The 25796-nt window shown below is 73.5% G+C and carries 19 protein-coding genes and 1 tRNA gene; 9 read left to right on the top strand and 11 right to left on the bottom strand.

The annotated features are described in order from the left end of the window. Positions 1-32: 32 nt before the first annotated feature. Positions 33-1088: a flavin-containing monooxygenase gene (locus IE245_RS05745; RefSeq protein WP_189945634.1), complete on the bottom strand. Its 1056-nt coding sequence runs from the start codon at positions 1086-1088 to the stop codon at positions 33-35. A gap of 106 nt (positions 1089-1194) precedes the next feature. Between IE245_RS05745 and IE245_RS05740 the strand changes: the two genes are divergently transcribed. Both IE245_RS05740 and IE245_RS05735 read left to right on the top strand, forming a co-directional pair. Beyond that, entirely contained in the window at positions 1195-2589 is a 1395-nt protein-coding gene (locus IE245_RS05740; RefSeq protein WP_189945633.1) for an NAD(P)-binding domain-containing protein, read from the top strand. Further along, positions 2586-3848, top strand: a complete 1263-nt coding sequence (locus IE245_RS05735) for an MFS transporter (RefSeq protein ID WP_229851094.1) — start codon at positions 2586-2588, stop codon at positions 3846-3848. The genes IE245_RS05740 and IE245_RS05735 overlap by 4 nt, the downstream gene beginning before the upstream one ends. Before the next feature lie 146 nt (positions 3849-3994). On the opposite strand, the gene IE245_RS05730 is transcribed toward IE245_RS05735, so the two are convergent. From IE245_RS05730 to IE245_RS05705, 6 genes are all read right to left on the bottom strand, one after another. Then, positions 3995-4312, bottom strand: coding sequence for a hypothetical protein (locus tag IE245_RS05730; RefSeq protein WP_189945631.1), 318 nt, complete (start codon positions 4310-4312; stop codon positions 3995-3997). Positions 4313-4581: 269 nt separating this feature from the next. Beyond that, positions 4582-4950 (bottom strand): hypothetical protein, encoded by a 369-nt coding sequence (locus tag IE245_RS05725; protein ID WP_189945630.1) that lies wholly within the window; start codon positions 4948-4950, stop codon positions 4582-4584. Between the two features lie 176 nt (positions 4951-5126). Further along, positions 5127-5663, bottom strand: coding sequence for a DUF7919 family protein (locus tag IE245_RS05720; protein ID WP_189945629.1), 537 nt, complete (start codon positions 5661-5663; stop codon positions 5127-5129). Positions 5664-5703: 40 nt separating this feature from the next. Next, on the bottom strand, positions 5704-6189 hold the full coding sequence (locus tag IE245_RS05715) for an Imm21 family immunity protein (RefSeq protein WP_189945628.1): 486 nt from the start codon (positions 6187-6189) through the stop codon (positions 5704-5706). A 274-nt stretch (positions 6190-6463) separates the two neighbouring features. Then, positions 6464-8311: a TerD family protein gene (locus tag IE245_RS05710; RefSeq protein WP_189945627.1), complete on the bottom strand. Its 1848-nt coding sequence runs from the start codon at positions 8309-8311 to the stop codon at positions 6464-6466. 250 nt (positions 8312-8561) lie between these two features. Beyond that, positions 8562-8634: transfer RNA gene (locus IE245_RS05705), tRNA-Arg, on the bottom strand. Between the two features lie 299 nt (positions 8635-8933). Between IE245_RS05705 and IE245_RS05700 the strand changes: the two genes are divergently transcribed. The 7 genes from IE245_RS05700 to IE245_RS05670 all read left to right on the top strand — a co-directional run bounded on the left by IE245_RS05700 (position 8934) and on the right by IE245_RS05670 (position 17873). Then, complete coding sequence (locus IE245_RS05700) at positions 8934-10553, top strand: dynamin family protein (protein ID WP_189945626.1); 1620 nt, start codon at positions 8934-8936, stop codon at positions 10551-10553. 1 nt (position 10554) lies between these two features. Beyond that, the gene (locus IE245_RS05695; RefSeq protein ID WP_189945625.1) at positions 10555-12399 is read left to right on the top strand and encodes a YfjP family GTPase; all 1845 of its coding nucleotides are present in this window, start codon (positions 10555-10557) and stop codon (positions 12397-12399) included. Positions 12400-12732: 333 nt separating this feature from the next. Beyond that, a complete protein-coding gene (locus IE245_RS05690; RefSeq protein WP_189945624.1) occupies positions 12733-13224 on the top strand; it encodes a single-stranded DNA-binding protein in 492 nt (163 codons plus the stop codon). Between the two features lie 257 nt (positions 13225-13481). Further along, positions 13482-14894, top strand: a complete 1413-nt coding sequence (locus IE245_RS05685) for a Cys-Gln thioester bond-forming surface protein (RefSeq protein WP_373305278.1) — start codon at positions 13482-13484, stop codon at positions 14892-14894. Positions 14895-15110: 216 nt separating this feature from the next. After that, positions 15111-16775 carry an energy-dependent translational throttle protein EttA gene (gene ettA, locus IE245_RS05680; RefSeq protein ID WP_189945622.1) on the top strand — a complete coding sequence of 555 codons (1665 nt, stop codon included), beginning with the start codon at positions 15111-15113 and terminating at the stop codon, positions 16773-16775. A gap of 7 nt (positions 16776-16782) precedes the next feature. Next, a complete protein-coding gene (locus IE245_RS05675; RefSeq protein WP_189945621.1) occupies positions 16783-17208 on the top strand; it encodes an acyl-CoA thioesterase in 426 nt (141 codons plus the stop codon). Further along, entirely contained in the window at positions 17205-17873 is a 669-nt protein-coding gene (locus IE245_RS05670; RefSeq protein WP_189945620.1) for a DUF8010 domain-containing protein, read from the top strand. The genes IE245_RS05675 and IE245_RS05670 overlap by 4 nt, the downstream gene beginning before the upstream one ends. Before the next feature lie 66 nt (positions 17874-17939). On the opposite strand, the gene IE245_RS05665 is transcribed toward IE245_RS05670, so the two are convergent. From IE245_RS05665 to IE245_RS05650, 4 genes are read right to left on the bottom strand one after another with little or no spacing between them, the layout of a single operon-like run. Continuing rightward, entirely contained in the window at positions 17940-18536 is a 597-nt protein-coding gene (locus IE245_RS05665) for a hypothetical protein (protein WP_189945619.1), read from the bottom strand. Between the two features lie 47 nt (positions 18537-18583). Then, positions 18584-19531 carry an ABC transporter ATP-binding protein gene (locus tag IE245_RS05660; protein WP_189945618.1) on the bottom strand — a complete coding sequence of 316 codons (948 nt, stop codon included), beginning with the start codon at positions 19529-19531 and terminating at the stop codon, positions 18584-18586. Next, positions 19528-22401: an ABC transporter permease family protein gene (locus tag IE245_RS05655; protein ID WP_229851093.1), complete on the bottom strand. Its 2874-nt coding sequence runs from the start codon at positions 22399-22401 to the stop codon at positions 19528-19530. The genes IE245_RS05660 and IE245_RS05655 overlap by 4 nt, the downstream gene beginning before the upstream one ends. Next, the gene (locus IE245_RS05650; RefSeq protein ID WP_189945617.1) at positions 22401-25685 is read right to left on the bottom strand and encodes an ABC transporter permease; all 3285 of its coding nucleotides are present in this window, start codon (positions 25683-25685) and stop codon (positions 22401-22403) included. Before IE245_RS05650 ends, IE245_RS05655 begins: the two co-directional genes overlap by 1 nt. Positions 25686-25796 lie beyond the last annotated feature (111 nt).

The following is a 25796-nucleotide window of genomic DNA, read 5'->3' as shown; positions in this document are numbered from 1 at the left end:
TGTTGACACACGTCAAAGCAAAGGTCCCGGGGTCATGGGAGACGCAGCTCGCGCGCCAGGCGCGCGGCGACGCGTCGGGCGTCGCGGCCGACCCCGCGGAGGGACGCGGACGACAGGCTGCGCTGCCGTTCCAGCCCCACGTGCGCCAGGCGGGGGTGGGCGAGTGAGGTGCCGCCTCGATGCCGGGGCCCGTCGGCGCGGTCGAGGGTGTCGAGCGGGGCGAGGTAGCCGAGGTCGGGCCGGTAGCCGGTGGCCAGGATGATCGCGTCCACCTCTTCCGTCACGCCGTCGGCCCAGGTCACGGACGGACCGTCGATACGGGCGAAGAGGGGGCGTCGATCGGGCCGGCCGGAGTCGAGGGCGGCGCGGTAGCGGCCGTCGTCGATGACCGCCATCGTCGCCGGACGCCGCTGGAAACGGCCCAGCGGCGCCGCGTCCACGCCGGTGACCGCGAGCCAGAAGTGCAGGTCCCGCCCGAACGGCCGCTGTGCGAACCAGCGCACCGGAGCCCGGCTCGCCAGGCTCACCCGCGCCGCCCCGGCGAGTTCGACCGCGACCTGCACCGCAGAGTTCCCCGCGCCCACCACCACGACCCGCTGCCCCGCGAACGGGACCGGGGTGCGGTACTCCGAGACGTGCGTCACCGTGCCGGTGAAGGAGTCCAGTCCGGGCAGTGCGGGCCGGTTCGGCCGCCCGAAGCCGCCGGTCGCCGTGACCACCGCATCGGCACCCAGCGTCCGCCCGTCGGCGAAGTCGAGTTCGAAGCCCTTCCCGGCCGTGCGCACCGCGGTCACGCGATGTCCGGTGCGCAGGTCGGCGCCCAGGCGCTCGGCGTACCGCAGCAGGTAGGCCACCACCTCGTCCCGGTGGGGATGGCGGTCCGGGTCGCCCCCGAAGGGCAGTCCCGGCAGCGAGCTGTACCGGGCGGGCGAGAACAGGGTGAGGCTGTCGTAGTACCGCGGCCACGAACCGGTCGCCCGGTCGGAAGCCTCCAGGATCACCGGGGTCAGCCCTTCGCGCAGGAGGTGGTGCGCCGAGGCGAGGCCCGACTGCCCGGCTCCGATGACGGCCACATCGACGTGCTCCACGAACGCTTCTCCGTTTCGATGAATGTCTATGTTGACGTCTATCGATATCCGATGCATGCTGAGGGCGCAAGAGATCGACGGACGTCGAAACACAAGGGGACTCGTCATGAACGCCACCGCCACCGAGCACCTGCCCGTCGTGGTCGTCGGAGCCGGTCCCGCCGGCCTGGCCGCCGCCGCCCACCTCGTCGAACGCGGTCTGGAGCCCCTGGTCCTGGAGGCCGGTGCGCGGGCGGGCGCGGCGGTACGCGAGTGGGCCCACGTGCGGCTCTTCTCGCCCTGGAGCGAGGTCACCGATCCGGCGGCGGAGAAGCTGCTGGCCCCGACCGGCTGGGCGAAGCCGGACCCGGCGGCGTACCCCACCGGCGGTGACTGGGCGGACCGCTACCTCCAGCCGCTCGCCGACGTCCTCGGTGCCCGCGTCCGCACCGGCGCCCGCGTCACCGGCGTCTCCCGCGCCGGCCGGGACCGGATCGTGGACGCCGACCGCGAGGCCCAGCCGTTCGCCGTCCACGTCACGTACGCCGACGGGCGCGAGGAGCGGATCCTGGCCCGTGCGGTCGTCGACGCCTCCGGCACGTGGGCCCTCCCCGGTCCCGCAGGCGCCGACGGCCTCCCGGCCCTCGGCGAACGGGCCGCCGCCGACCGGATCTCGTACCGCGTCCCCGACCTCACCGACCCCACCACCCGCGCCCGGTACGCGGGCAGGCGCACCGCCGTCATCGGCTCCGGCGCCTCCGCCTTCACCGCGCTCGCCTCCCTCGCCGCCCTCGCCCGCGAGGAGGCGGGCACGAAGGCGCTCTGGGTCCTCCGCCGGGGCCTGACCGGCTCCACCTTCGGCGGCGGCAGCGCCGACCAGCTCCCCGCCCGCGGTGCCCTCGGCCTCGCGGCCAAGGCCGCCGTCGACGACGGGCACGCGGACGCCGTCACCGGCTTCCGCACCCAGGCGATCGAGCGGGCCGCCGACGGGCGCCTCGTCCTGGTCGCCGAGGACGGCCGCCGTCTCGACCCGGTCGACGAGGTGATCGTCCTCACCGGCCTGCGCCCCGACCACTCCTTCCTCGGCGAACTCCGCCTCGGCCTGGACGACCGCCTCCAGGCGCCGGTCGAACTGGCCCCGCTCATCGACCCCAACCAGCACTCCTGCGGCACCGTCTACCCCCACGGCCACCGCGAGCTCTCCCACCCCGAACAGGGCGTCTACCTCGTCGGCATGAAGTCCTACGGCCGTGCCCCCACCTTCCTCGCCCTCACCGGCTACGAGCAGGTCCGCTCCGTCGCCGCCGCCCTCGCCGGCGACCTCGACTCCGCCGACCGCGTCGAACTCACCCTCCCCGAGACCGGCGTCTGCGGCGGCTCCGGCCTGTACGACGCCCCCGCCACCGAGTCCGGCGACTCCGCCGGCTGCTGCGCCCCCGCCCCCCGGCTCGTACAGCTCGGTGCCCCCACCGCCCTGCCCCTCGTCACCGAGCCGTCCACGGGTGGATGCTGCGGCTCGTGACCAGCATCGACACCCCGTCGCACGGGGCCGTGACCGACTCGAAGGAACGGTCACGGCCCCGCGCCGTCCTGCCCGCGCTCTGTCTCACGCAGATCACCGGATGGGGCATCGTCTACTACGCCTTCCCGGTCCTGAACCCGCAGATCACCGCTGCCACCGGCTGGTCCACGAGCCTCACCACGGCCGCCTTCTCGCTCGCCCTGGTCGTCTCGGGCGTCGCCGGCATCGGTGTGGGCCGGATCATCGACCGGCACGGCCCCCGCGCCGTCATGACGGCGGGTTCGGTGTCGGGAGCGACCGGCCTGATGGTCATCGCCCTCGCCCCGAACCCGCCCGTCTTCTTCGCGGGCTGGCTCCTGGCCGGACTCGGCATGGCGGCCACCTTCTACCAGCCCGCCTTCGCCGCCCTCACCCGGTGGTGGGCGCCCGATCACGTCCGCGCCCTCACGATCGTCACCCTCGCGGGCGGCCTGGCCTCCACGGTCTTCGCCCCGCTCACCGCGACCCTCGCGACTCACCTGACCTGGCGCCACACCTACCTCGTGCTGGCCGGGATCCTCGCGGCCCTCACGATTCCCGCCCACGCCCTCGCACTCCGGGCCCCCTGGCCACCGGCACCGGCCGTCCTGCCCGCCACGTCCGACGACCTACCCGCCGCGATCGTCCGCAGCCGTCCTTTCGTCCTCCTCGGCGTGGCCTTCACCCTCTCCGCGTTCACGATGTACGCCGCCGTCATCACGCTCGTCCCCCTCCTCGTCGAACGGGGCTACACCACCACCCAGGCCGCCTGGGCCCTCGGTCTCGGCGGCGCCGGGCAGACGCTCGGACGCCTCCTCTACGCCCCGCTGGCCCGCCGCACCGGCACCACTCCGCGCACGGTGATCCTCGTCGCCCTCGGCAGCCTGACCACCGCCGCCCTCGCCCTCGTCCCCGGCCCCTACGGCCTCCTGGTCGCAGCCTCCGTCGTCGCCGGCACGGTCCGCGGCAATCTCACCCTCCTCCAGGCCACCGCCGTCACCGACCGCTGGGGCGCCCGGCACTACGGCCAACTCTCCGGCCTGCTCGGCGCACCCGCGATGGCGGCCTCCGCCCTGGCGCCCTTCGCCGCGGCCTTCTTCGCGGCCCCGCTCGGCGGATACCCCGCGCTCTTCCTGGTCCTGGCGGCCCTGGCCGGGGGCGCCGCGGTCATCGCCACTGGTTCGTCGGTCCGGAAGACGGCACCGGCCGGCTCTACTCAGGGCTCGCGACCTCGGGGGTAGCTCCGGCCGATTCGGCAGGCCGCTTCCGGGGTTGGGCCGGGGGAGACCCGGCCTCCCGGACAGAGCGCTGCCGGTGGCGGGGAGGGTCCCGCCACCGGCCGGTTATTCCGCAGCGGATCTGGTCCGTTTCTGCTGTTTCTCTTGGGTTAGGAATCGGCGTCTGCGGTGATGATGCCGCACAGCCGGTCGTATTCGAGCATGTCCTCGTGGGTCATGAACTGGACGAGGGCCACGTGATGGTCCAGGGCGTAGGAATAGATCAGCTTGGCGAGTTCGGTGACGGCTGCTTCGGCTTCGGTTCCTGCTTCGGGGTCGTGGATACGAACGCCGACGGCCTGGAATTCTTCGAGAGTCGCGTCATCGGCGATTGCCTGCTCTTCGTCGGTGAGGGGGCGGCCGTCGAGATGACGGAAGGTGCGGGTGCCCCGCGGTCGGTCGAAGTCCGTGTCGAACAGCAGGGCCATGACCACAGGTCGCCGACTGGGCCGGCAACAGCGTCCCCGTCCTGCTCTCCACGTACGCCCGCTGCATCACCGGCCAGACCGCCGAGCTCCAGCGACGCATCGAGGGACCCCGGGCGCTTCCGGGTATGCGAGCGCCTTCAAGTCCTGCGGTTCCGCGCCCACCGGCTACCCGAAGGAGCCCGGGCCGCGTTCGCTGACGACAGGCTGGTATTGCCGGGTGATGACCCCGATGGCGTGCTCGTCGGGTGAACGCGGCAAGCCGGTGCACCTCAACGGACCCTGGGCCTGTCGTGACGTACCGCGTGACACCTCCCTGGTGTCCGGCGCCGTCCTTGTTCTACTCGTATCTCGTTGATTGGTTTGATGCGATTGTGGCGGCCGAGGACGGCCGGACGTTGCACGGCGAGGTGGCAGAAGTCGGCCAGTGCTCGTGGGACGGAACCGGGCACGCCGGCGACCGGCTCCTGGGGGTGGGTTGCCGGGTACCAGTTCGTCAAGAAGCGCTTGAGGGCCTGACCGGTGTTCGTCTGCACGTCGCCGAGCCAGTCCACCGCGGGAACCGGGACTGCCTGGCTGTCTGGACCGGCAAGACCGAGAGTCGCATCCATATCGACCCGGGTGAAGAGGTCGGGGTTCATCGCCGAAGCGTAGGCGTCGGAACGATCAGACACAGACGGCGTCGGACAACCATGGCCCGGGATCCTTGCCCGACGAGGTCCCTCGCGGCGGTGAGCGCCTTGCCGCGTGCCTGATCAGGCTTATCCGGATGTGGGCCGACAGAGGTTCGCCCTGATGCTGTTCATCGAAGGGGGCGTTACTCGAACCTGGCGTCGTACAGTTCGGCGTCGTCGGGGATCCAGGGGAAGGCGATCCAGGGATACGTGGTCGAGCGGTGCTGGAGGTCGAAGGCGAGGACGGCGTCGACGAACTCGCGGGGTGGCAGGTAGCTGTGATCGAGTACGTAGTGCCCGATCAGGCAGGGGGCTGCGTAGGCGGTCCCGGGAGCCCCAGGTACCCGTATCTCTCCTGTACCGGCGCTGGCGCGTCGATGCCCCGGCCGGGGTTCGTACCAGGGACGGGCGTCGTCGAGCGGTTCGGGGCACAGGTCGCACTCGTGCACGCCGAGAGCCTGGTTCACGGCCTGCTCCCCCAGCACCGTCGACAGCTTGGACGCGAACTCCGCGGGAGCCGGCCCCGCGGTCCAGGGCCGTCCCGTCTCCAGCCAGCCGATGTTGAGCCGGCGGTAGGCATCGCGCACGGTGACGAACCGCACGCCGCTGCCGACCTCGGTGAACACGTCGCCGTCCTCGGTGACGGGGTAGGCGTAGGGGCTGAGATCGTCGTAGTACATGACCGCATCCCACCAGAGGGAAAGACCTCGGGCTTGTCGATCATTCGGGCAGCAGCCGTTCCAACATGAACTGTGTATTGGGGTCGGGATCGACGATCAGGGACTGGACGCGATAGCGGCCCGGTGACAGTTCGACGCGGAGCGCCTCCGCCGGCTGCTGTGCATCCTGCAGGGAGTCGAGGATCCTGTCGGCCTCGTAGGCGGCGTCGGCCAGGACGTATCGTCCTCCGAGTCCGAGGGTGAGGACGTCCTTCCAGCCGTCGGCGGATCCGGCGGCGTGGACGGCGGACAGCAGTCCCGTGTCGTCGTCGGCGTAGCACCAGCGCGCGAACGTGAGGGGCTCGGCGAGCCAGGTGACGGACAGGGGCTCGGCGCCGAGCGTCAGGATGTCGTGGCCGGCCATCCTCAGGGCCGAGACGTACTCGTCGATCACCTCCTCCGCCTCGGTCCCTTCCCACGTCGGAAGGATTTCCTCCGGGATGAGCGCGTAGCGGGCGAAGTCGGTGCTGTCGAGCCAGGTAGCCATGCGGCGGATCATCACACCCGCTTCTGACAAGCGTCGAGCACGGACGCGAGATCGGATCAGAGGGGCTCGGCCGTGGCCGGGCCCCTCTGCTGTGCCAGTTCACCGGAGGTAGAGGGAGAAGAACCTCAAGGCTGGATACGGCCCTGCGGCCGGTCAACGTAGACGACTGCCCAGAACCCCGACCTCGCGGAGGCGCCCTAAACGGGCAGCGCAACCACGAGCCCCCTCTTGGACCCGTTGGACCGGGCTTCCGCCATCTGGCAGTCGACGAGGGTTACTTCACGTCGACGCCGTATCCACGTACGAGGGTCTCCAGACCGTGGTCGTAGCCCTGACCGACGGCGCGGAAGCGCCACTTGGGGCCCCGGCGGTAGATCTCGGCGAGGAGCAGGGTGCGCTCGCTGGTGGCGGCGTCCAGAGTGGCCTGGGCCGTGGCCGGAGCATCGACGCCCGGGGCGAGGGTCATCTGGACCGCTCCGATGTCCCCGAAGGCGGCGGCGCCGTCGATGGCGGCGGCGATCGCGATCCTGTGGGCGGCGGGCGGCAGCGCCGCGAGGTCGACGGTGATGGTCTGCTCGGTCGGGCCGTCGCAGAGGAGGCGGGTAGCTCCGTCGGGGCTTTCCGGTGCGCCGTAGAAGACGAAGTCCCCGTCGCTGGAGACCTGCTCGTCCTCGTCGAGGACGAAGGCGACGACATCGACCTCGCAGTTCGTCTGCTGTGCCCAGGAGGCACCTACGTGCCACTGGCCGGCGGCGGGGAGCGTGGGGAGATCGATGACTCCGCCGCGCGGCAGAACGCCGGTCATCGCACCGTCCTGGGCGGGGACGTCGGCCGACTCGGAGGCGGGGGCTCCGAGCCATTCGTGCGCGTGGACCGGAAGCCCCAACGCGGTGACGCGGGTCATGCGGCGGTCGAGTTCGCCTCCGGGGAAGAGGACGACGTCTGTGACGCTCGCCGAGAGGTTGATCGCGGCGGCTCCGCCCAGCTCGACGACCCTGGCCCGCGCGGCGGACGCCTCCTCGTGGGTGCCGCCCAGAACCAGGACCCGCCGACGGCCGAACGGCTTGGCGGAATGCGTGGGCTCGGGTCGCCTGGGCGGCGGCATGTCCGCGACGGCTGCGGTCGCAGCGGGGGCTGGCGTCGGCGTGGTGGGCGGCGTGGCCGGGGTCGCCGCTTCCGGGGTCTTCTTCGGTGCCTGATTCTCGTGCGGTGTTCCGGGTCGCACCTCTCCCAGCAGCTTGAGGAACGTGTGCTCGTCGATGACCGTGACGCCCTCGGCGATCGCGCGTCGTGCCTTCGCCGAGCCCGAAGCCGCGTCGTTGGCGACGAGAGCGCTGGTGTGCCGACTGACCGACGACATGATGTTCAGGCCGGCGGCGACAGACCGGGCCACCAGCTCGGCCCGGGAAGTCGCGGTCTCGCCCGTGACGGCGATCTTCATGCCCTGGACGAGCGGATCGCCGGGTGTCAGGCGACCCGGGTTCCGGTAGGTGCACGGGGTCTTCGGCGGATTCGGCGCGAACTGGGGATCCTGCCGGGGAGGGCAGGGCACCAGCGGCAGCGGGACGTCCAGCCGTGCGGCTTCGGAGAGGGAGGAGCGGAAGATCCCCGCGAGGACGCGAGTGTCGTCCAGCGCGTCATGGGCGCGGGTCTGCGGCACGCCGTAGTGGGCGGCCAGGGACGCCAGGCTGAAGTCGGCGGCAGGCGGTTCCACACGCCGGTTCAGGGCCAGGGTGCACAGGCGCTGGGCGACCGGGAGACAAAGCCGGGCGCGGGCGAACTCATGGGCCAGAAAGTCGTAGTCGAACTGTGCGTTGTGGGCCACCATGACGCGGTCCTGCAGGAGCGCTCCGATCCGTCCGGCTACCTGCTCGAAGGTCGGGGCGCCGCTCAGCCGTTCCGCGGTCAGGCCGTGGATGTGCACGGGACCGGGGTCGCAGCCCGGGTTCAGAAGGGTGGAGTACTCGTCGGTCTGAGTCCCGTCCGGCCCGAAGGTCAGCACCGCGATCGAGAGGATCCGGTCACGCCGGGCGATCAGGCCGGATGTCTCGACGTCGACCAGAGCCCAGTCGTACGCGTAGTCGGGCAGGTGTGACACGTCGAGCGCGGCGGCGAGAGACATGACGGTAAGGATGATCCGGGCGTGACCGTCGCTTCAACCCGAATGCCGATTTGTCCACTCGATCCTGCCGAGAGAGCGTCCCGAAACTTCGGGACGTTTTCGGGCCGAACGGCCGCCGAAGGTCGCTTCCGGCCGGCTCCAGCCGGACAGAACGAGCCATCCGAGGTCGTCTCCCCGACGCCTCTGCCACCGACTGAAAACCTCCCCTGACCAGCGAAAAGGCCCCTCCCGAAGGAGGGGCCTCGCTCTGCGCCCCCGGCAGGACTCGAACCTGCGGCCAAGTGCTTAGAAGGCACCTGCTCTATCCGCTGAGCTACGGGGGCCGGTGGTGGCCCTGGGCCTGGTGGCCCGGGTGGGTGGGGTGGGGCTGCCGGGACAAGGATAGGGGTCCTGGCGGCTCGGCCCGGGTGCTTCGCCTGCGTGGCACTATGTGGAGGTTCGGTGAAGCGAACCGATAATCGCAGGCAGGTGCGATTTGCGCAGCGCTTTTCGCGCCGTGCGCTGCGGGTGTTGTGCACTCGTTATGCCCGGGGCTCCGGCCGGGCTCCTCTTCTTCGGCGCGCAGGGTAGCCATACGCTTCAAAAACGCTCATAAATTGGGCATTCTTCGCATGTGGTGACCTTGGACGCACGGCCTCAGCTGATCGACGCACTCTCCGCCCTGCGCGACCGAGTCGCGGCCGTGCGTCTTCCCCTTCCCCTGCCCGACGCGCCGCGTGCCCGGCAGACGCGGACCGAGCTGCTCGCACAGCTCGACGACTACCTGGTGCCGCGACTGAAGGACCCCGACGCGCCGCTGCTCGCCGTCGTGGGAGGGTCGACGGGAGCCGGCAAGTCGACGCTCGTGAACTCGCTCGTCGGACGACGGGTCAGCGAGGCGGGGGTGCTGCGGCCGACGACGCGGACGCCGGTGCTCGTCTGCCACCCCGAGGACCAGCACTGGTTCGCGGGGCTGCGGGTGCTGCCGCAGCTCACCCGCGTGTGGCTGCCGCAGGCCGACGAGGACCACCCCGGCGAGGACGGCGACGCCGAGGACAACGCGCTGCGGGTCGAGACCGCCGCCGGGCTGCCGCGGGGACTCGCCCTCCTCGACGCCCCCGACATCGACTCCCTCGTCGTCGAGAACCGGCTGCTCGCCGCCGAGTTGATGTGTGCCGCCGACATCTGGGTGATGGTCACCACCGCCTCCCGGTACGCCGACGCCGTGCCCTGGCACCTGCTCCGTACCGCCAAGGAGTACGACGCCATGCTCGTCACCGTCCTCGACCGGGTGCCCCACCAGGTCATCGGCGAGGTCTCCCGGCAGTACGGGGCGCTGCTCGACAGGGCCGGGCTCGGGGACGTGCCCCGTTTCACCATCCCCGAGCTGCCCGAGTCGACCGGCGGCGGCAGCGGACTGCTGCCCGAGAGCGCCGTCGCCGCGCTCCGCGGCTGGCTCGCGCACCGGGCCGAGGACCCGGCCGCGCGCCAGCAGGCCGTCACCCGCACCGCCACCGGCGTCATCGACTCGCTCGACCGGCGGCTCCCCGAGCTGGCGGGGGCCGTCGCCGCCCAGTACGCCGCCGCCGTACGGCTCCGGGCCGCGGTCGAGAGCGCCTACCGGCGGCAGGGGGCGCGGGTCAGGAAGGAGCTGGGGAAGGGCGCCGTGCTCGCCGGGGACGCGCGGGCCCGGTGGCGCGCCTACCCGCGGGACAGCACCGCGGACGAACTCCTCGACGCCCTCACCGAATCCCTCGCCGCCCTCCTCCACTGCGCCGTCTCCGCCGCCGAGGAATCGATTCGGGACGCCCACCGGCGGGAGCCCGCCGCGGGCGCCCTCGGCCCGGTCTCCGGCGGCGCCGACCGGGCCGTCGCCGAACGGGTCGGCCTGGAGGTGCGGCACTGGCGGCGCGTCCTGGAGGAGCTGGCCGAGGAGGAGGCGCGCGCCGTGGAGAAGCCCGCCGGGCGCGGCGCCGCCCGCGCCGCCCTCCCCGACGCCGAGACCGTCGCCGCCCTGCTCGCCGCCTCCCTCCTCGGCGGTCGCCGCGCCCGGCCCGCCGGCGAGCGGCTCGCCGAACTCCTCGGCGCCCAGGCCGCCCTGCGCCTGCGCGACAAGGGCGGCGACCTCGTCCTCACCCACGTCGACCGCGTCCTGCACGCCGAGCGCGACCGCCGCCTCGCCCCGCTCGACGCCCTCGACGTCACCCCCGAGCCGCAGGCGGAGCTGATCGCCGCGCTCTCCGTACTGCAGAAGGAGAAGTGACGTGGCCGAGAAGGCGACGGAGAACGACGACCGCGAGCGGTGGGACGACGGGCTGATCGCCCGGCGGGCCGCCGCACGGCTCGCCATCGGGGGCCCGGCCCCCGCGCCCGACCCGGAGGCGGAGGCCGACGCCGAGGACGCGCGGGGCTTCGGAGGGACGTACGGCGGCGGGCTGCGGACGCGGCTCGACGCCCTCCACGAACTCGTCGGACTCTCCCGCACCCGGGTCGACGGCGACGCGCTCGCCGAGGCCGGGCGGGTCCTGGACGAGGCCGCCGCCCGCCAGCGGCTCTCCTCCCGGCACACCGTCGTCGCCCTCGCCGGCGCCACCGGCAGCGGCAAGTCCACCCTCTTCAACGCCCTCGCCGGCGTCTCCGTCTCCGAGACCGGGCTGCGCCGGCCGACGACCTCCGCGCCGCTCGCCCTCACCTGGTCGGAGGGGGCCGCCGGACTCCTCGACCGGCTGGGCGTGCCCGGCCGGCTGCGCCGGCGCCCCCTCGCGGGCGGCGCCGCCGACGCCGAACTCCAGTCGCTCGTCCTCATCGACCTGCCCGACCACGACTCGGCCGTCACCGCCCACCGCGACCAGGTCGACCGGGCGCTCGGCCTCGTCGACGCCGTCATCTGGGTCGTCGACCCGGAGAAGTACGCCGACGCCGCCCTCCACGAGCGGTACCTGCGGCCGCTCGCCGGGCACGCGGAGGTCACCTTCGTCGTGCTCAACCAGATCGACCGGCTCGGCCCCGAGGCCGCCGAACTCGTCCTCGACGACCTGCGCCGCCTCCTCGACGAGGACGGCATGGCCCTCGGCGAGCACGGCGAGCCCGGCGCCACCGTGCTGCCCGTCTCCGCCCTCACCGGCGACGGCGTGTCCGAACTCCGCGAGCTCCTAGCCCGGTTCGTCCAGGAACGCACCGCCCCCGAGCGGCGCATCGCCGCCGACATCGACGCCGCGGCGGCCAGGCTGCGGCCCACGTACGTCGCCGCCGACGCGCGGGCGGGCCTCGGGGAGCGCAGCCGCGAGGAGTTCGCCGGCCGGCTCGCCGTCGCCGTCGGCGCGCAGGCGGCCGGCGAGGCCGCCGAGCGGGTCTGGCGGCGCGGCGCCATCCGCGCCTGCGGCTCGCCGTGGCTCCGGCTCCACCGCTGGTACGGGCGCAAGCGCGCGCACGGCTCCACCGACCCCCGGCTCGCCGCCCCCGTCGAGGACGAACTGACCGCCCGGCAGCGCGTGGAGCAGGCGGTACGGATCGTCGCCGACGAGGCCTCGCGGGGCCTGCCGGCGCCCTGGGCCCACGCCGTGCGGGAGGCCGCCGCGCGCGGCGCCGAGGGGCTGCCCGAGGCGCTCGACGAGCTGGCCGTCGCCCTCGGCGACCCCGCCGCCCGGCCGCCGCGCCCCGCCTGGTGGCCGGCCGCCGTGCTCGCCCAGGCCCTGATGACGCTGCTTCAGCTCTTCGGCGCGCTGTGGCTGGTCGGCCAGATCGTGGGCGTCGTGGAACCCGGGCTGCTGCCGCCGGTCCTGGTGATGCTGGGCGGGATCGTCGGCGGCCCGCTGATCGAATGGGCCTGCGAGAGCGCGGTGAAGGGGCCGGCCCGGCGGTACGGGCAGGAGGCCGAACGCGCCCTGGCAGAGGCGGCCGCGGCCTGCGGCCGGGCCCGGGTCCTCGACCCCGTCTCCGCCGAGCTGCTGCGCTACCGCGAGGTGCGCGAGCAGTACGCGAAGGTGGCCGGACCCCGGCCCTCGCCGAGGATCGTCGGGGCGGGCGGCCGCGCGGGCGGCCGGGGCGTCGGCGGCCGCGGCGGCACCCCGCGGCTGGGGGCGACCCGGGCGGGGGCCCGTCTCCGGTAACGGATCCGCCCGTTCCCGCCTCACCCGCCCGTTCCCGGACTCGCCCGTCCGTTTCCGGCCCCGCCCGTCTGTTCCCGCCCTCACCCATCTGTTCCCGCCCTCACCCATCCGTTCCCGCCCTCACCCATCCGTTCCCGCCCTCACTCATCCGTTTTCGATCCTTTTCTGCCCGCCTTCTGACCCGTATTCGCCCGTCCTCGCCCCGTCGGTCCCCCGCCCGGGTGGGCGAGTTGTCCACAGCCCGTCGGTCGTCCACAGGCACGGGCGGGCTTTCCGCTGCCGCGCCAGCATGGTTCCCACAGAGGCCGGTACGGCAGAGGAAGAGGGACGGACATGAACGACACGACGGTGACGCTGGTGGGGAACGTGGCGACGGCGCTGGACTTCCGGGACACGCCGGCCGGGCCCGTGACCCGGTTCCGGTTCGCGGTGACCGCCCGGCGGTGGGACCGCGGGCGGGCGGTCTGGACGGACGGCGCCACCAGCTTCTACACGGTCTCGGCGTGGCGGGCGCTCGGCGCCAACCTGATGGCCTCGGTCTCGGTGGGGGAACCGCTCGTGGTGCACGGGCGGCTGAAGGTCCGTGAGGGCGAGCGGGACGGGCAGCGCAAGACCTTCGTCGACGTCGACGCGCTCGCCGTCGGACACGACCTGACGCGGGGGACCTCGGCGTTCCGGAGGACTTCGCGGGCGGAGCCGAGGGCCCCGGGGGAGGGCGACCTGACGGAGAACGAGGAGGCGGCGGGGGCCGTGCCGAGGCTCGTGACGGCGGACGGGAAGGACCCCTGGACGGAGGCCGCTCACCAGCTGGTGACCGCTCCCTGACCTTGAGTTGTGGGGATTTGTCGACCAACTCGCCGAGGACATAACGATTCCGAGACGGAATGGTTATCTCGCTGTAGGACCGGGGACCGGGGGCTTCCGCCTCCCTAGGATTCCCGAGTACTCATGCGGCACGTGAGCCCATCGAGTCACTGAGTCTGCTGGCGGGCGCTCCCCCCACGTGAATCGACCAAGTTCGCGGAGCGACTCGCCCGGAGGGGAATGCAATGTTTTCAGTTCGTGGGCGCGCTGCTGCCCGCATGGCCGCGGCGACCCTGGTCTCGGGCCTGGTCGCCTCCAGCGCGATAGCCCTCGCGGGACCGGCGATGGCCGACGGCGGGGCCAACGCGACGCTGGGCGGACTCAAGGAGTCCGGCGACATCTGGATCGGTGACGAGGAGGGCGACCCGATCTCGGGCGGTCTCTTCGAACTGACCGTGGACGACGGCGGCTCGCTCCAGGCGTACTGCATCGACCTGCTGACGCCGACCGACCCGGGGACGAAGTACAAGGAGACCGACTGGGACAAGTCGACCCTCCACGACAACCCGAACGCCGGCAAGATCCGCTGGATCCTGCAGAACTCCTACCCCGAGGTGAACGACCTCGGGGCGCTGGCCGGCAAGGCCGGTGTCGACGCCCTCACGGGTGACGAGGCCGCCACCGCGACCCAGGCCGCGATCTGGAAGTACTCGGACAACGTGAAGGCCACCCCGGTCGACCCGGAGGCCAAGGCGCTCGCCGCCTACCTGGTGGCCGAGGCCGCCAAGGCGCCGGAGCAGGAGGAGCCGAAGGTCTCCCTGGCCGCCGCCCCGGCGTCCATCGCGGGCAAGGCCGGCGACAAGCTCGGCCCGGTCAAGGTCACCACCACGGCCGCCGACGGCTCCGTCAAGGTCTCCCTGCCCGCCGACGCCCCGGCGAACGTCAAGGTCGTGGACAAGGACGGCAAGGCCGTCACCTCCGCGGGCAACAACACCGAGCTCTTCCTGGACGTCCCGGCGGGCACCCCCGACGGCACGACCAAGATCGGTCTGCAGACCGAGACCGAGGTCGCGATCGGCCGTGTCTTCGGCAGCGTCGAGGGCCACGAGCAGACCCTGATCCTGGCCGGCAGCAGCAAGTCCACGATCAACGCCGAGGTCACCGCCGCGTGGGCGAAGAAGGGTGCGGTCCCGGCCGTCACCGTCGCCGAGAACTGCGCCAAGGGCGGCCTCGACATCACCGCCTCCAACGAGGGTGACGAGGACTGGACCTTCGACGTGAAGGGCGTCTCCTACACGATCAAGGCCGGCGAGACCAAGACCGTCACGGTCCCGGTCGCCGAGGACACCGCGTACGACTTCACCATCACGGGCCCGAACGGCTTCTCGAAGTCCTTCCAGGGCGTCCTCGACTGCAAGACCGCCCCGAGCCCGGAGCCGTCCACCGGCACCCCGTCGGCGACCCCGTCGACCGGCACGCCGACCGAGACCCCCTCGGCGAGCGCGTCCACCCCGGCGCCCACCGCCACGGACGCCTCCACGGGCACCACCGGCACCACCGGCGGTGACCTGGCCGAGACCGGCAGCTCCAACGCCACCCCGATGATCGCCGGCATCGCCGTCGCGCTCGTCCTGGCCGGCGGAGGCGCGGTGTTCTTCCTCCGCAAGAAGAAGGCCGCCGCCGGTCAGTGAGCACGGCAGAGCCTGACGTCACGGGGTGATCGCACCCCGTGACCCCGACGGCCCCGGACGCACCCGCGTCCGGGGCCGTCGCCCGTCCGTGGTCCGTCCGTCGCCCGTCCGTGGTCCGTCCGGCGCCCGCGCGCCAGGTACTGGTTTCCGCCTGGGGGCGGCAGTGCGGCAAGATGGGTGTATCTGCCCACTCACTCTCCTGCCGGACGGTTTCTCTTGGCTGAGTACATCTACACGATGCGCAAGACGCGCAAGGCGCACGGCGACAAGGTCATCCTCGATGACGTGACGCTGAGCTTCCTGCCGGGTGCGAAGATCGGTGTGGTCGGCCCGAACGGTGCCGGTAAGTCCACCGTTCTGAAGATCATGGCGGGCCTGGAGCAGCCGTCCAACGGCGACGCCTTCCTCGCCCCCGGCTACTCGGTCGGCATCCTCATGCAGGAGCCGAAGCTCGACGAGTCCAAGACCGTCCTGGAGAACGTCGAGGACGGCGTCGCGGAGATCAAGGGCAAGCTCGACCGGTTCAACGCCATCGCCGAGGAGATGGCCACGAACTACACGGACGAGCTCATGGACGAGATGGGCAAGCTCCAGGAGGACCTGGACCACGCCGAGGCGTGGGACCTGGACGCCCAGCTGGAGCAGGCCATGGACGCCCTGGGCTGCCCGCCCGGCGACTGGCCGGTCAACAACCTCTCCGGTGGCGAGAAGCGCCGCGTGGCGCTCTGCAAGCTCCTCCTGGAGGCCCCCGACCTGCTGCTCCTCGACGAGCCCACCAACCACCTCGACGCCGAGTCGGTGAACTGGCTGGAGCAGCACCTCGCCAAGTACAAGGGCACCGTCGTGGCCATCACCCACGACCGGTACTTCCTCGACAACGTGGCCGAGTGGATCCTGGAGCTCGACCGCGGCCGCGCCCACCCGTACGAGGGCAACTACTCGACCTACCTCCAGAAGAAGGCCGAGCGCCTCAAGGTCGAGGGCAAGAAGGACGAGAAGCGCGCCAAGCGCCTCAAGGAAGAGCTCGAGTGGGTGCGGTCCAACGCCAAGGGGCGTCAGGCCAAGTCCAAGGCGCGTCTCGCCCGCTACGAGGAGATGGCCGCCGAGGCCGAGAAGATGCGGAAGCTGGACTTCGAGGAGATCCAGATCCCGCCGGGCCCGCGTCTGGGCTCCGTCGTCGTCGAGGTCAACAACCTCTCGAAGGCCTTCGGCGAGAAGGTCCTCATCGACGACCTGTCCTTCACCCTGCCCCGCAACGGCATCGTCGGCATCATCGGCCCGAACGGCGCCGGCAAGACCACGCTCTTCAAGATGATCCAGGGCCTGGAGAAGCCGGACTCCGGCGACATCAAGATCGGCGAGACGGTCAAGATCTCCTACGTCGACCAGGGCCGCTCCAACATCGACCCGAAGAAGACGCTGTGGGCCGTCGTCTCCGACGAGCTGGACTACATCAACGTCGGCCAGGTCGAGATGCCGTCCCGCGCCTACGTCTCCGCGTTCGGCTTCAAGGGCCCGGACCAGCAGAAGCCGGCCGGCGTGCTCTCCGGCGGTGAGCGCAACCGCCTCAACCTCGCGCTCACCCTCAAGCAGGGCGGCAACCTGCTGCTCCTCGACGAGCCCACCAACGACCTCGACGTCGAGACCCTCTCCTCCCTGGAGAACGCGCTCCTCGACTTCCCCGGCTGCGCCGTGGTCGTCTCCCACGACCGCTGGTTCCTCGACCGGGTGGCCACGCACATCCTCGCGTACGAGGGCGACTCCAAGTGGTTCTGGTTCGAGGGCAACTTCGAGTCGTACGAGAAGAACAAGGTCGAGCGGCTCGGCCCGGACGCCACCCGTCCGCACCGCGCCACGCACAAGAAGCTCACCCGGGGCTGAGGCCGTCGTGGCGAGACACCTCTACAGCTGCCCCCTCCGCTGGTCGGACATGGACGCCTTCGGGCACGTCAACAACGTGGTCTTCCTCCGCTACCTGGAGGAGGCCCGGATCGACTTCATGTTCCGGCTGGCGCCGGGGGACGGCAGCCCGTCCTTCTCCGGCGGGTCCGTCGTGGCCCGCCACGAGATCGACTACCTCCGCCCGCTGGTCCACCGGCACGAGCCGGTGACCATCGAGTCGTGGGTCACGAAGATCGGCGCGGCGTCGCTGACGATCGCGTACGAGATCAAGGACCCCGAGGTCACCTACGTACGGGCCTCGACGGTCGTCGTGCCCTTCGACCTGGAGGCGCAGCGACCGCGCCGCATCTCCGATGAGGAGCGCCGCTTCCTCCAGGAGTACGTCGACGACGGGATGACGTCCGCCGCATGACCGTGCTCGCCCCGCTGCACTTCGCCGACCCCAGGGAGGCGGCGGCCCTCGCCGCCTTCCTGGGCCGGCTCGTGCACTACGACCGCGCCGCCGCCGTCCGCCTGCGGGCCGCCGGCGGCGCGCTCGCCGTCTTCGGACGCCCGCCGTCCTTCGAGGTCCTCGCGATCCGCACGGCCCGCCTGGAGGACGCGGTCGACCTCGACGTCACCGTCTCCGCCGGCGAGCTCCTCGACGGCGTCGAGGAGACGTCCGGCAAGGCCGTCGTCCCCGGCGCCGTCACCGGCCCGCCGTGGGCCGGCGTCCTCCCGCCGCGCACCGGCTGGCGGCCCGTCGAGGGACTGCCGGGCGCGGCGGAGCTGCGCGGGGCGGTCGTGGCGGCCGTCGCCGAGTTCCGCCGCCGGGACGCGGAGCTGCCCGAGGAACGGCGCACCCGCGCCGAGCGCGACCGCGTCGGCCGGGAGATCTGGTCCCGTGTCCTCGGCACCACCGGCCTGCCGCTGCGGGCCGTGCACGCCGCCCAGTCGCTGGGCTTCCTGCCGCCCCGGGACGTGCCGGTCGCCCTGATGGCCGCCGGGCCGTGGCTGCGGCTGCGCACCCCGTACGGCTCCGTCGCCCTCCGTACCGCCCCGGCCTCGCTCACGGTCACCCCGGCGCCCCCGGCGTAAGCGGCGCGGCACCCGTGCCGGGGGCCCCGTGGCCCCGGCGTCGTACGCCGGGGAACGCCGGCCCCGTCACCAGACCCGTTCGCCCGTGCCCTCCAGGGCGACCGCCGTCACCGACAGGGCCGCGGCGAGGAGCAGCAGCACCGCCGGGATCACCGGCGACCCCCGGGCGACGTTCTCGTCGGCCGGGACCGGGTCCATCCGGCGCGCCGGGTCGTAGGCGATCGTGAGCGGCTTGCCCGCCTCGCCGAGCTTCTCCTCCCAGGCGAACTCCTTCGGGTAGCCGCCGGGGCAGTCCAGCGGGTGGTGGTACAGCCGCTTCGCCTCCGGGGCGCCCTCGCCGAAGGTCGGATGGTCGGTGACCCGCACCTTCCCCACCACCACGCACTCCACCGTCGCCCCGCGCACCCGCGAGTCCCGGGCCTCGATCCACACCGCGCCCAGGCCCGCGAGCAGCAGGAGCAGCGCCAGGACGCTGCCGCCCTCGCGGAAGAGCGCGTTGTGCGCCGCCACCGCGAGCCCGGCGAGGACCAGGCCGACGAGGACCGCGAGCGCGGTCGGCGTGCCCAGCGGCGACCGCATCGACCAGCTTCCCCACAGGTGCAGCAGCGCGCCGGCGCCGAGCGGCACGGCCACCGCCCCGGCGTACGCGAACACACGACCCATCCCGACCACCCCCCCGACTGGGACGGGCCGGGGCCGGAGCCGGTTCCTCAGCGCTCCGCGTCGTCCGGCCACACCCCGATGTGGTCCCGCTCCAGCTCCAGCGCCACCCGGTGCTCCATCCCGAGCGCCGCCGTGTAGTCCGCCGGGAGCTGGAGCCGGCCCGCGCGGTCGAGCATCGCGTACTCCCGCGCCACCAGCGACTCCTGGCCCTCCGCGTCGACCTCGGTGCGGCGCAGCACCTCGGAGGAGGTGCGGCCGTCGCGGATGGCGACCGTGCGGCGCACCTCGGTGGCGACCGCCTGGTCGTGGGTGACGATGACGATCGTCGTGCCCAGCTCCTCGTTGGCCCGGCGGAAGGAGGCGAAGACCTGCTCGCCGGTGGCCGAGTCCAGCTCGCCGGTCGGCTCGTCGGCGAGGAGCACCTTCGGGCCGCACGCGAGGGCGACGGCGATCGCGACCCGCTGCTGCTGGCCGCCGGAGAGCTGGTGGGGCCGCCGGTCCCGGCAGTGCGCGATGTCCATCATCGCGAGCAGCTCCTCGGCCCGCTCGGCCCGCTTCCCCTTGATGCCCGCCAACTGCATCGGCAGCGCCACGTTCTGGGCGGCCGTCAGGTAGGGGAGGAGGTTGCGGGCGGTCTGCTGCCAGACGAAGCCGACGACCTCGCGGCGGTAGCGCAACCGGTCCTTGCCGGTCATCGCGAGCAGGTCGAAGCCCGCGACCCGGGCGGCGCCCGCGGTGGGCACGTCCAGGCCCGCGAGGATGTTCATCAGGGTCGACTTGCCGGAGCCGGACGCCCCGACGAGGGCCATCAGCTCGCCCTCCTTCACGAGGAGGTCGAGTCCCTGGAGCGCCTGCACCTCCACCCCGTCGGTGGTGAAGATCCGCACCAGGCGGTCGCAGGCGATCAGTGCGTCATGGCCGTACGAGGGCCGGTCACGGTGCGCGGTGGCCCGCCGCTCCAGCTCCTCCAGGGTCGCGTTCGCGGTCGTCGTCATCGTGCGTCTCCTGCCCTGAGTTCCTTCACCGAGCTCCTCCGGCCCGTCCACCACGCCTGTACGCCCGCCGCCGCCCCGGTCAGGAGGACCACGGCCACGGCCGGCAGGACCAGCGACCACGGGTCTGCCCGCAGCCGCGTCCCGCCGAGCGCCGCGCCGCCCTCCGCCATGGCGAGCGCCAGCCGGTGCAGGTCGACGCCCGGGGCGAGCAGCGGCACCGTCGCCCACCCGGCGAGCGCCCCGCCGAGCGCGGCGAAGACGGCGGGCGGCAGGGCCTCCAGGCCGAGCAGCCGCCGGCCCTGCCCGCGGGTGAGGCCCATGGTCCGCAGCCGGGCGAGGAGCGTCGCCCGCTCGGGCCCGCTCCGCGTCAGCGACAGCAGCACGGCGACCACGGCGTAGGCCGCGCCCGCCCCGATCGCCGCCGCGTACAGCCCCTCGGCGCCGGACTGGAGCGGCGAGTCCACGTAGGAACCGCGGGTCTCGCTCCGCAGCGTCACCGCCAGGTCCTTCGACTTCCCGGCGACGGCCGCCCGCAGCGCCGGGCCGTCGGGGGTGCCGGTGGCGAGCACGACGGTCGTCCGCCGGTTGGTGACGTCGGCGGCGTTGACCACCAGGAAGTTCTCGCCGCGTATCGCCGGGGTGGAGTCCCGCACCGCCACCACCTTCACGTGGAAGGAGCCGGCCGCCGCGATCAGCAGCATGGGCCGGTCGCCGAGGCGTGCGGCGACGTCCGGGGAGGCGATCGCGGGCAGCACCCGGTCGGTGTCGCCGACCGCCTCCGGCCCGCCCTTCCCGGTGGAGGCGAGCAGCCCGGCGGGGAAGGCGCCGTTGTCGGCGCGCGCCGCGAGGCGGGCGTACGCGGCCGGGTCGACGGCGACGAGCGCGGAGCTCATCGGCTGGTCGGTGGCGACCGGCGAGGGCAGTTCGAGGCCGTACTCGACCTGGACGGGCTGCGCCTCCCGCACGCCCTTCGTGCCGCGCACCGCCTCCATGACCTCGGGCGTCACCGGCACGTTCTCCGTGGTGCCCTCGATCCGGACGTCGGAGCCGGTGGAGAGCAGCGCCGCCCGGTCGCGGGCCTCGGCGACCCCGGCGAGGACCGAGCCGCCGAAGGCGGCCGTCGTCAGCGCGAGGACGAGCGCGAGCAGCGGCAGCACGCCGGTGGACGAGGCCCGTCCGGCACGGGCGAGGGCCAGCGGCCCGACGGCGCCGCGCATCCGGCGGGCCGGGCGGGCCAGCCAGCGCAGCGGCAGCGGCTGGAGGCGTACGAGCACGAAGGCGGCGATCACGCCGACGAGCACCGGGGCCGCGCTGACCAGGTGGTCGCCGGAGTCGGAGGTGCCGCGCAGCCGCAGCGAGGCGATCGCGCCCGCCGCGAGGACGAGCGCGGTCAGCTCGGCTACGAGGCGGCGCCGGGACGGTTTGGCGTCCACCATGTCCTCGCGGGCCCCGTGCAGCCGGGGCCGGCGGTGCCGCAGCACGGCCCGGGCCGGCAGCACGAGGGCCGCGACGAGGGCCACCAGGGCGGCGCCGAGGACGGACGGCAGGAGCGGCGCGGAGCCGGTGAGGGCCGGGGCGCCGGGGGTGTCGGGGCCGCGGACCAGGGCGACGGCGGCCAGCAGGCCGAGCAGCGCCGCGGGGACCGTGACGGCGGCGGTCTCGCCGAGCAGCCGGAGCCCGATGCCGGGCAGGGAGGCGCCGCGGGCGCGCAGCAGGGTGAGTTCTCCGTCCCGGCGGGAGAGGAAGAGGCCACCGGTCATGGCGATGACCACGGCCGCAACCGTGCCGATGCCGAAGACGGCGACGGCGACGACGGGGGAGATCGCGGCTCCGTCGGCGTGGTGGGCGGCGACGATGCCGTCGAGGTTGGTGGCGACCTGGCCGGCGGGACCGGTGATGTCGAGCACTTTCACCAGGGCCGGGCCGCCGGTCAGCGAGTCGAGGGAGGCGGCGAGCGGTCCTTCGTCCCGAGCGGTGAGGCGGCCGGGGTCCGTCGGAAAGCGCCAGTAGGCCTCCAGCGTGCTCTTGGTGGAGGAGAGGGCACTGCTCGCCTCCGGGGAGACAAGGAGGCCGGCTTGCCAGTAGTAGATGAGCTGCGTCGGGTCCGGCTTGGTGGTCAGCACGGGGCTCGCCAGCCGAGGTTCCACGGCCCAGTAGGGGCGTTCGGGATCGTGCGGCTGGACGATGCCCGTGACGGTGAAGGCGACCGGCTCGGGGGTGATGCCGGGCACGTGTACGACGGATCCGGCCTTGATTCCAAGGGCTTCGGCGGTCGCCACCGTCACCGCGGCCTCCGGCCGCGTCCCGCTGCCGGAGGGCATCCGGCCCTGCTTCAGCGTCGCGTGCGAGCCGAGGTCCGAGGGAGAGGCCAGAGTGAACTCCACCGGTACTCTGCTCGGCCTGGGCAGCCACGGGTCGAGCCCCGCGACTCGGACCATCGTCCGGATACCGTGGACGGTCTGCGCGCGGTCGGTGCGCAGCGGCGCGGCCAGGAGCCCCCGCAGTTCCTCCTGGTCCTTCCACAGCGACTCGGGCGGGATCGTGTCGCCCTGCTCCAGCGGGGTGGTGACCTCCACCTGGGAGAGCTGGACGGGGGCGGAGCGGATGGCGTGCCGTAGCCCCTCCGTCTCGTACGCGTCGACCACCCGCGGCAGCGCGGCGGCGAGCAGCGCTGTGATGAACACCAGCAGCGCCAGGCCGCCGGAGGCGCCCGGCGCGGCCCGCAGCCGGGTCCGTACCCAGGGCGCAACGGCCGGGGCGTGGGACTTCTCGTATGCGCCGGCCGGCGGAGGTAGGGGCGTCGGCCGGTGGGCGGGCGACTCGCCTGCGGTCTGCATCGGGTGGGACTCCTCGCGCGGGACATCGGACATCAGTCGTCTCCCTGGTGGCGCAGGGACACCGCCGGGTCGTTGCGACGCAGGGCGATGGCTGCGACGGCTGCGAGCGGCAGGGCGGCGACTCCAGCAAGGAGCAGGGCGACCTCACCGAGGGGCAGTTCGACCAGGACCGGTGGCACGAGCCGCGTCGCGCGGCTGGTGAGCACCACCAGGGGAACGACGACCCGGGCTAGCAGGGCGCCGAGGGCGACGCCCACCAGGAGCCCCACGCCGATCAGGACGCCCTGCTCGGCGGCGAGGAGCCGGGTGAGCCGACGGCGGGGCGCGCCGAGGGCCCGCAGGATGGCGAACTCGGCGGCCCGCTCGCGTACGGACCCCGCCACGCCGACTGCGAAGCCGACGGCCGCCAGCGCCGCGGCCGCGGCGGCCACCGCCATCAGGGCGGTGTGGGGACCCGCGCCGAGCGGGTCGCCGAGCAGCTCGGCGGCGATCGCGTCGCGGGCGACGACCTCGTCGGGCCCGCCGTCGGCGCGCAGTGCCGACGCGATGGCGTCCGCCCGGCCGGGCTCGGGTGACAGCCACCACTCGGTGGGCGTCACCGACGCCATCGGGTTGTTGGTGGCCAGGAACAGGTTGGCCGCCTTCAGGTCGACCAGCACGCCGCCCCCATCCGTGTCGGCGTCCCGGCTCGAGGCGCCGGTGGTCGGTAGCTGCGCCACGACCCGGGTGACGACCACATCGATCGCCCGTCCGTCGAGCGAGAGCCGGACGGTGTCGCCCGGTTTCGCCTCAGACGCCGCCATGAAGTCCTCGGACGCGATCGCCGGCAGGCGTTCGGGCCGTGCGCCCACGGGCGCGGTCAGCCGCACTGTGTAGTCCTCGGAGAGCGGCCCGAAGGGGGCGTCGAAGGAACCGGTCAGTGTGTAGGGGACGGAGTATGGGGCTGCCTTGCCGCCGGTCGTCGGCACTCCGGCGGCACCGGTCAGCCGGTGCGGGTCATCGATTTCGCCGCGGACGGTCTGCTCGCCGACAGCGCTCCAGGAGGCGAGCGCGCGCGCCGGCTCGACGGCGCGCGGCGTCCCGTCCGCCCCCGTCGTGGCGAGCCCGACGACGTGGAGGGATTGCGCGCGCCGGGTGCCCTCGGTGAAGTCGGCGGTGAGCTCGATGCCGGTGAGGCCGAAGCGGGCGCCTCCGGAGGTCAGCCGGGAGACGTCGAGCGTCAGCCGGTGGACGCGGCCGTCGGCGGGCAGGGTGCCCGCCGGCCGCCGGTACGGGACTCCGTACGCGTCCTCCAGAGTAAGGATGATCCGTCCGGCGCTCGTGCCGGGCGGTGCCTCGCTGCGCAGGTCAACGGCGAGTGAACGGCTCTCCTCCGGCAGGGCGAGCCCGCGCCGCGAAGCGTCTTTCGGGGCGAGCGGGGCGAGCAGCTCGGCCGGCGTGCCGTCCGCCAGGTCCTCGCGCAGCAGCAGGCCGCCGGGGAGGCGGTCGGTGGCGGCGGCGAGTACGGTCGCGGTGCGTCCGGCGACGTCCATGGTGGCCCGGTGGACCGGAGCGACCTCGCGCACGCCGGGGACGCGGGCGAGCCGCGCGGCCCGGGTCGCGTCGCCGGGGCCGACGCCGAGGACCCGCACGGCCGTGCCGGCCCGGAAGTCGGCCTGGTCGTGCTGCGACCGCTCCCACGAGCGGCTCTGACCGATCGCCAGCATGCCCATCGCCACGGCGAGGACGAGCAGCAGCACCGGGCCCGCGCCGCGCAGCGGCCGGCGGCTGAACTGCCAGCCGGCCAGCGCGGCCGACAGGCCCCGCCCGCCGGCCGCCCGCCGCTCGGCCAGCTTCGCGGCGGGCGGCAGCAGACGCAGCGTCAGGACGGTGCCGGCGAGCAGCGCGAGCGCGGGCGCGGCGATGAGCACCGGGTCGACCCCGGACCCGTCGGCGGCGGCCTCCGGGGTCCGTCGGAGCTGCCAGAGCGCGATGCCGGCGATGAGGAGCAGCCCGAGGTCCGCGCCCGCCCGCACCGGCCACGGGAGCGTCTCCGCGCGGGCCTTGCGCAGCGAGACGGCGTCGCCGTCGCGGGTGGCGAGCGCGGGGGCGACGACCGCCGCCGCACAGACCAGCGCCACCCCGGCGGAGACCAGCCAGACCGTGGCGCCGGGCGTGGAGTCGAGGCGCACGCCGAGCTCGGACAGCGCGGACCGCTCGGCGAAGAGCCGGGTCAGCGGGTCGCTGAGCAGCGGTGCGAGGAGCGCGGCGGGCAGGGCCAGGAGCAGGGCCTCGGCGGCGGCGAGTCCGGTGATCCGGCGCCGGGAGCCGCCGCGGGCCCGCAGCAGCGCGGTCTCGCCGGAGCGTTCGGTGCTCAGCAGCCGGGCGACGAGCAGCAGCGCGTAGGCGGCGAGCAGCACCAGCTGCACGGCGACGATGAGGAGGACGGAGCGGGAGACGGCGAGGGCGCGTTCGGTCTGCGCGAGGACGGTCGGCAGGCCGGTCTCGACGCTGATCGTCGTCCCGAAGGCGGTCGTGTCGGCGAGCAGCCGGGCCGGCTCCCGGGTCGCCGCCTCGCGCAGGGACGCGATGCCGCCGGTGTCGAGGCGGGAGAAGTCGGCCTCGGCGAGCCAGGAGGTGTCGCCGAGGGCGAAAGCGCCGGAGGAGAGGACGGCCGGGTCGGCGAGCAGCGGCCCGTAGGTGGTGAAGGAGACGGTCCGCACGCCGCGGCCGCCGACCGGGTCGAGCAGCCAGTACGGGTCGCCGGGGTCGGTCGTCCTGTAGACCCCGGTGATCCGGGCCTTCACCGTCTTCTCGGTGAGCCGGTCGGTGAGTTCGAGGACGGTGCCGGGGCCGGTGCCCAGCCGCTTCGCCGCCTCCTCGGGCAGCGCCGTCTCGATGACGCCGCCGGGGCGGGCGGCCGACGGCCAGGCGCCGCGGACGAGGGTGAGCCGCGCGCGGTCGAGCGTCGCGAAGTGGGTCAGGTCCGGGTCGCCGGCGGGGGCCGCGGGCGGCTTGAGCGAGCGGGGCAGCGCGTACGGCCCCGAGGACTCCAGGCGCCGCACGGTGACGGGCAGTCCGTCGAAGGTGCGCCGGGCGCTGTCGGCCACGGCCGCTTCGGCGGCGGCCCGCCGCTCGGCCGGGACCTGCCCGGAGACGAGCAGGGTCGCGGCGGCGGCCGAGCGGTCGCGCAGCCCGGCGTGGAGCGCGGCGTTCCCGATCGAGGAGGAGAAGCCGGCGAGGGTGGCGAGCACGGTCGTCGTCAGGACGACGGCGAGCAAGGCCGCGCCGAGCAGCAGCCGGTGAGCCCTGACGCGCAGAAGTACGAACCCCGTCACCCATCCCCCTGGCCGCCCGCGAACCCCCGAAGCCTTGAGCTTCGAAACGTTCCGGGAATGCTTTCATCGGCCACGGGTCGGTGGAAACCGCTTGCGCACCGACCTTGATGG

Source organism: Streptomyces roseolus, from assembly GCF_014649855.1.
Taxonomy (GTDB): Bacteria; Actinomycetota; Actinomycetes; order Streptomycetales; family Streptomycetaceae; genus Streptomyces; species Streptomyces roseolus.
Note: the sequence above shows the minus strand (reverse complement) of the source record. Positions and strands in the feature narration are given on the sequence as shown.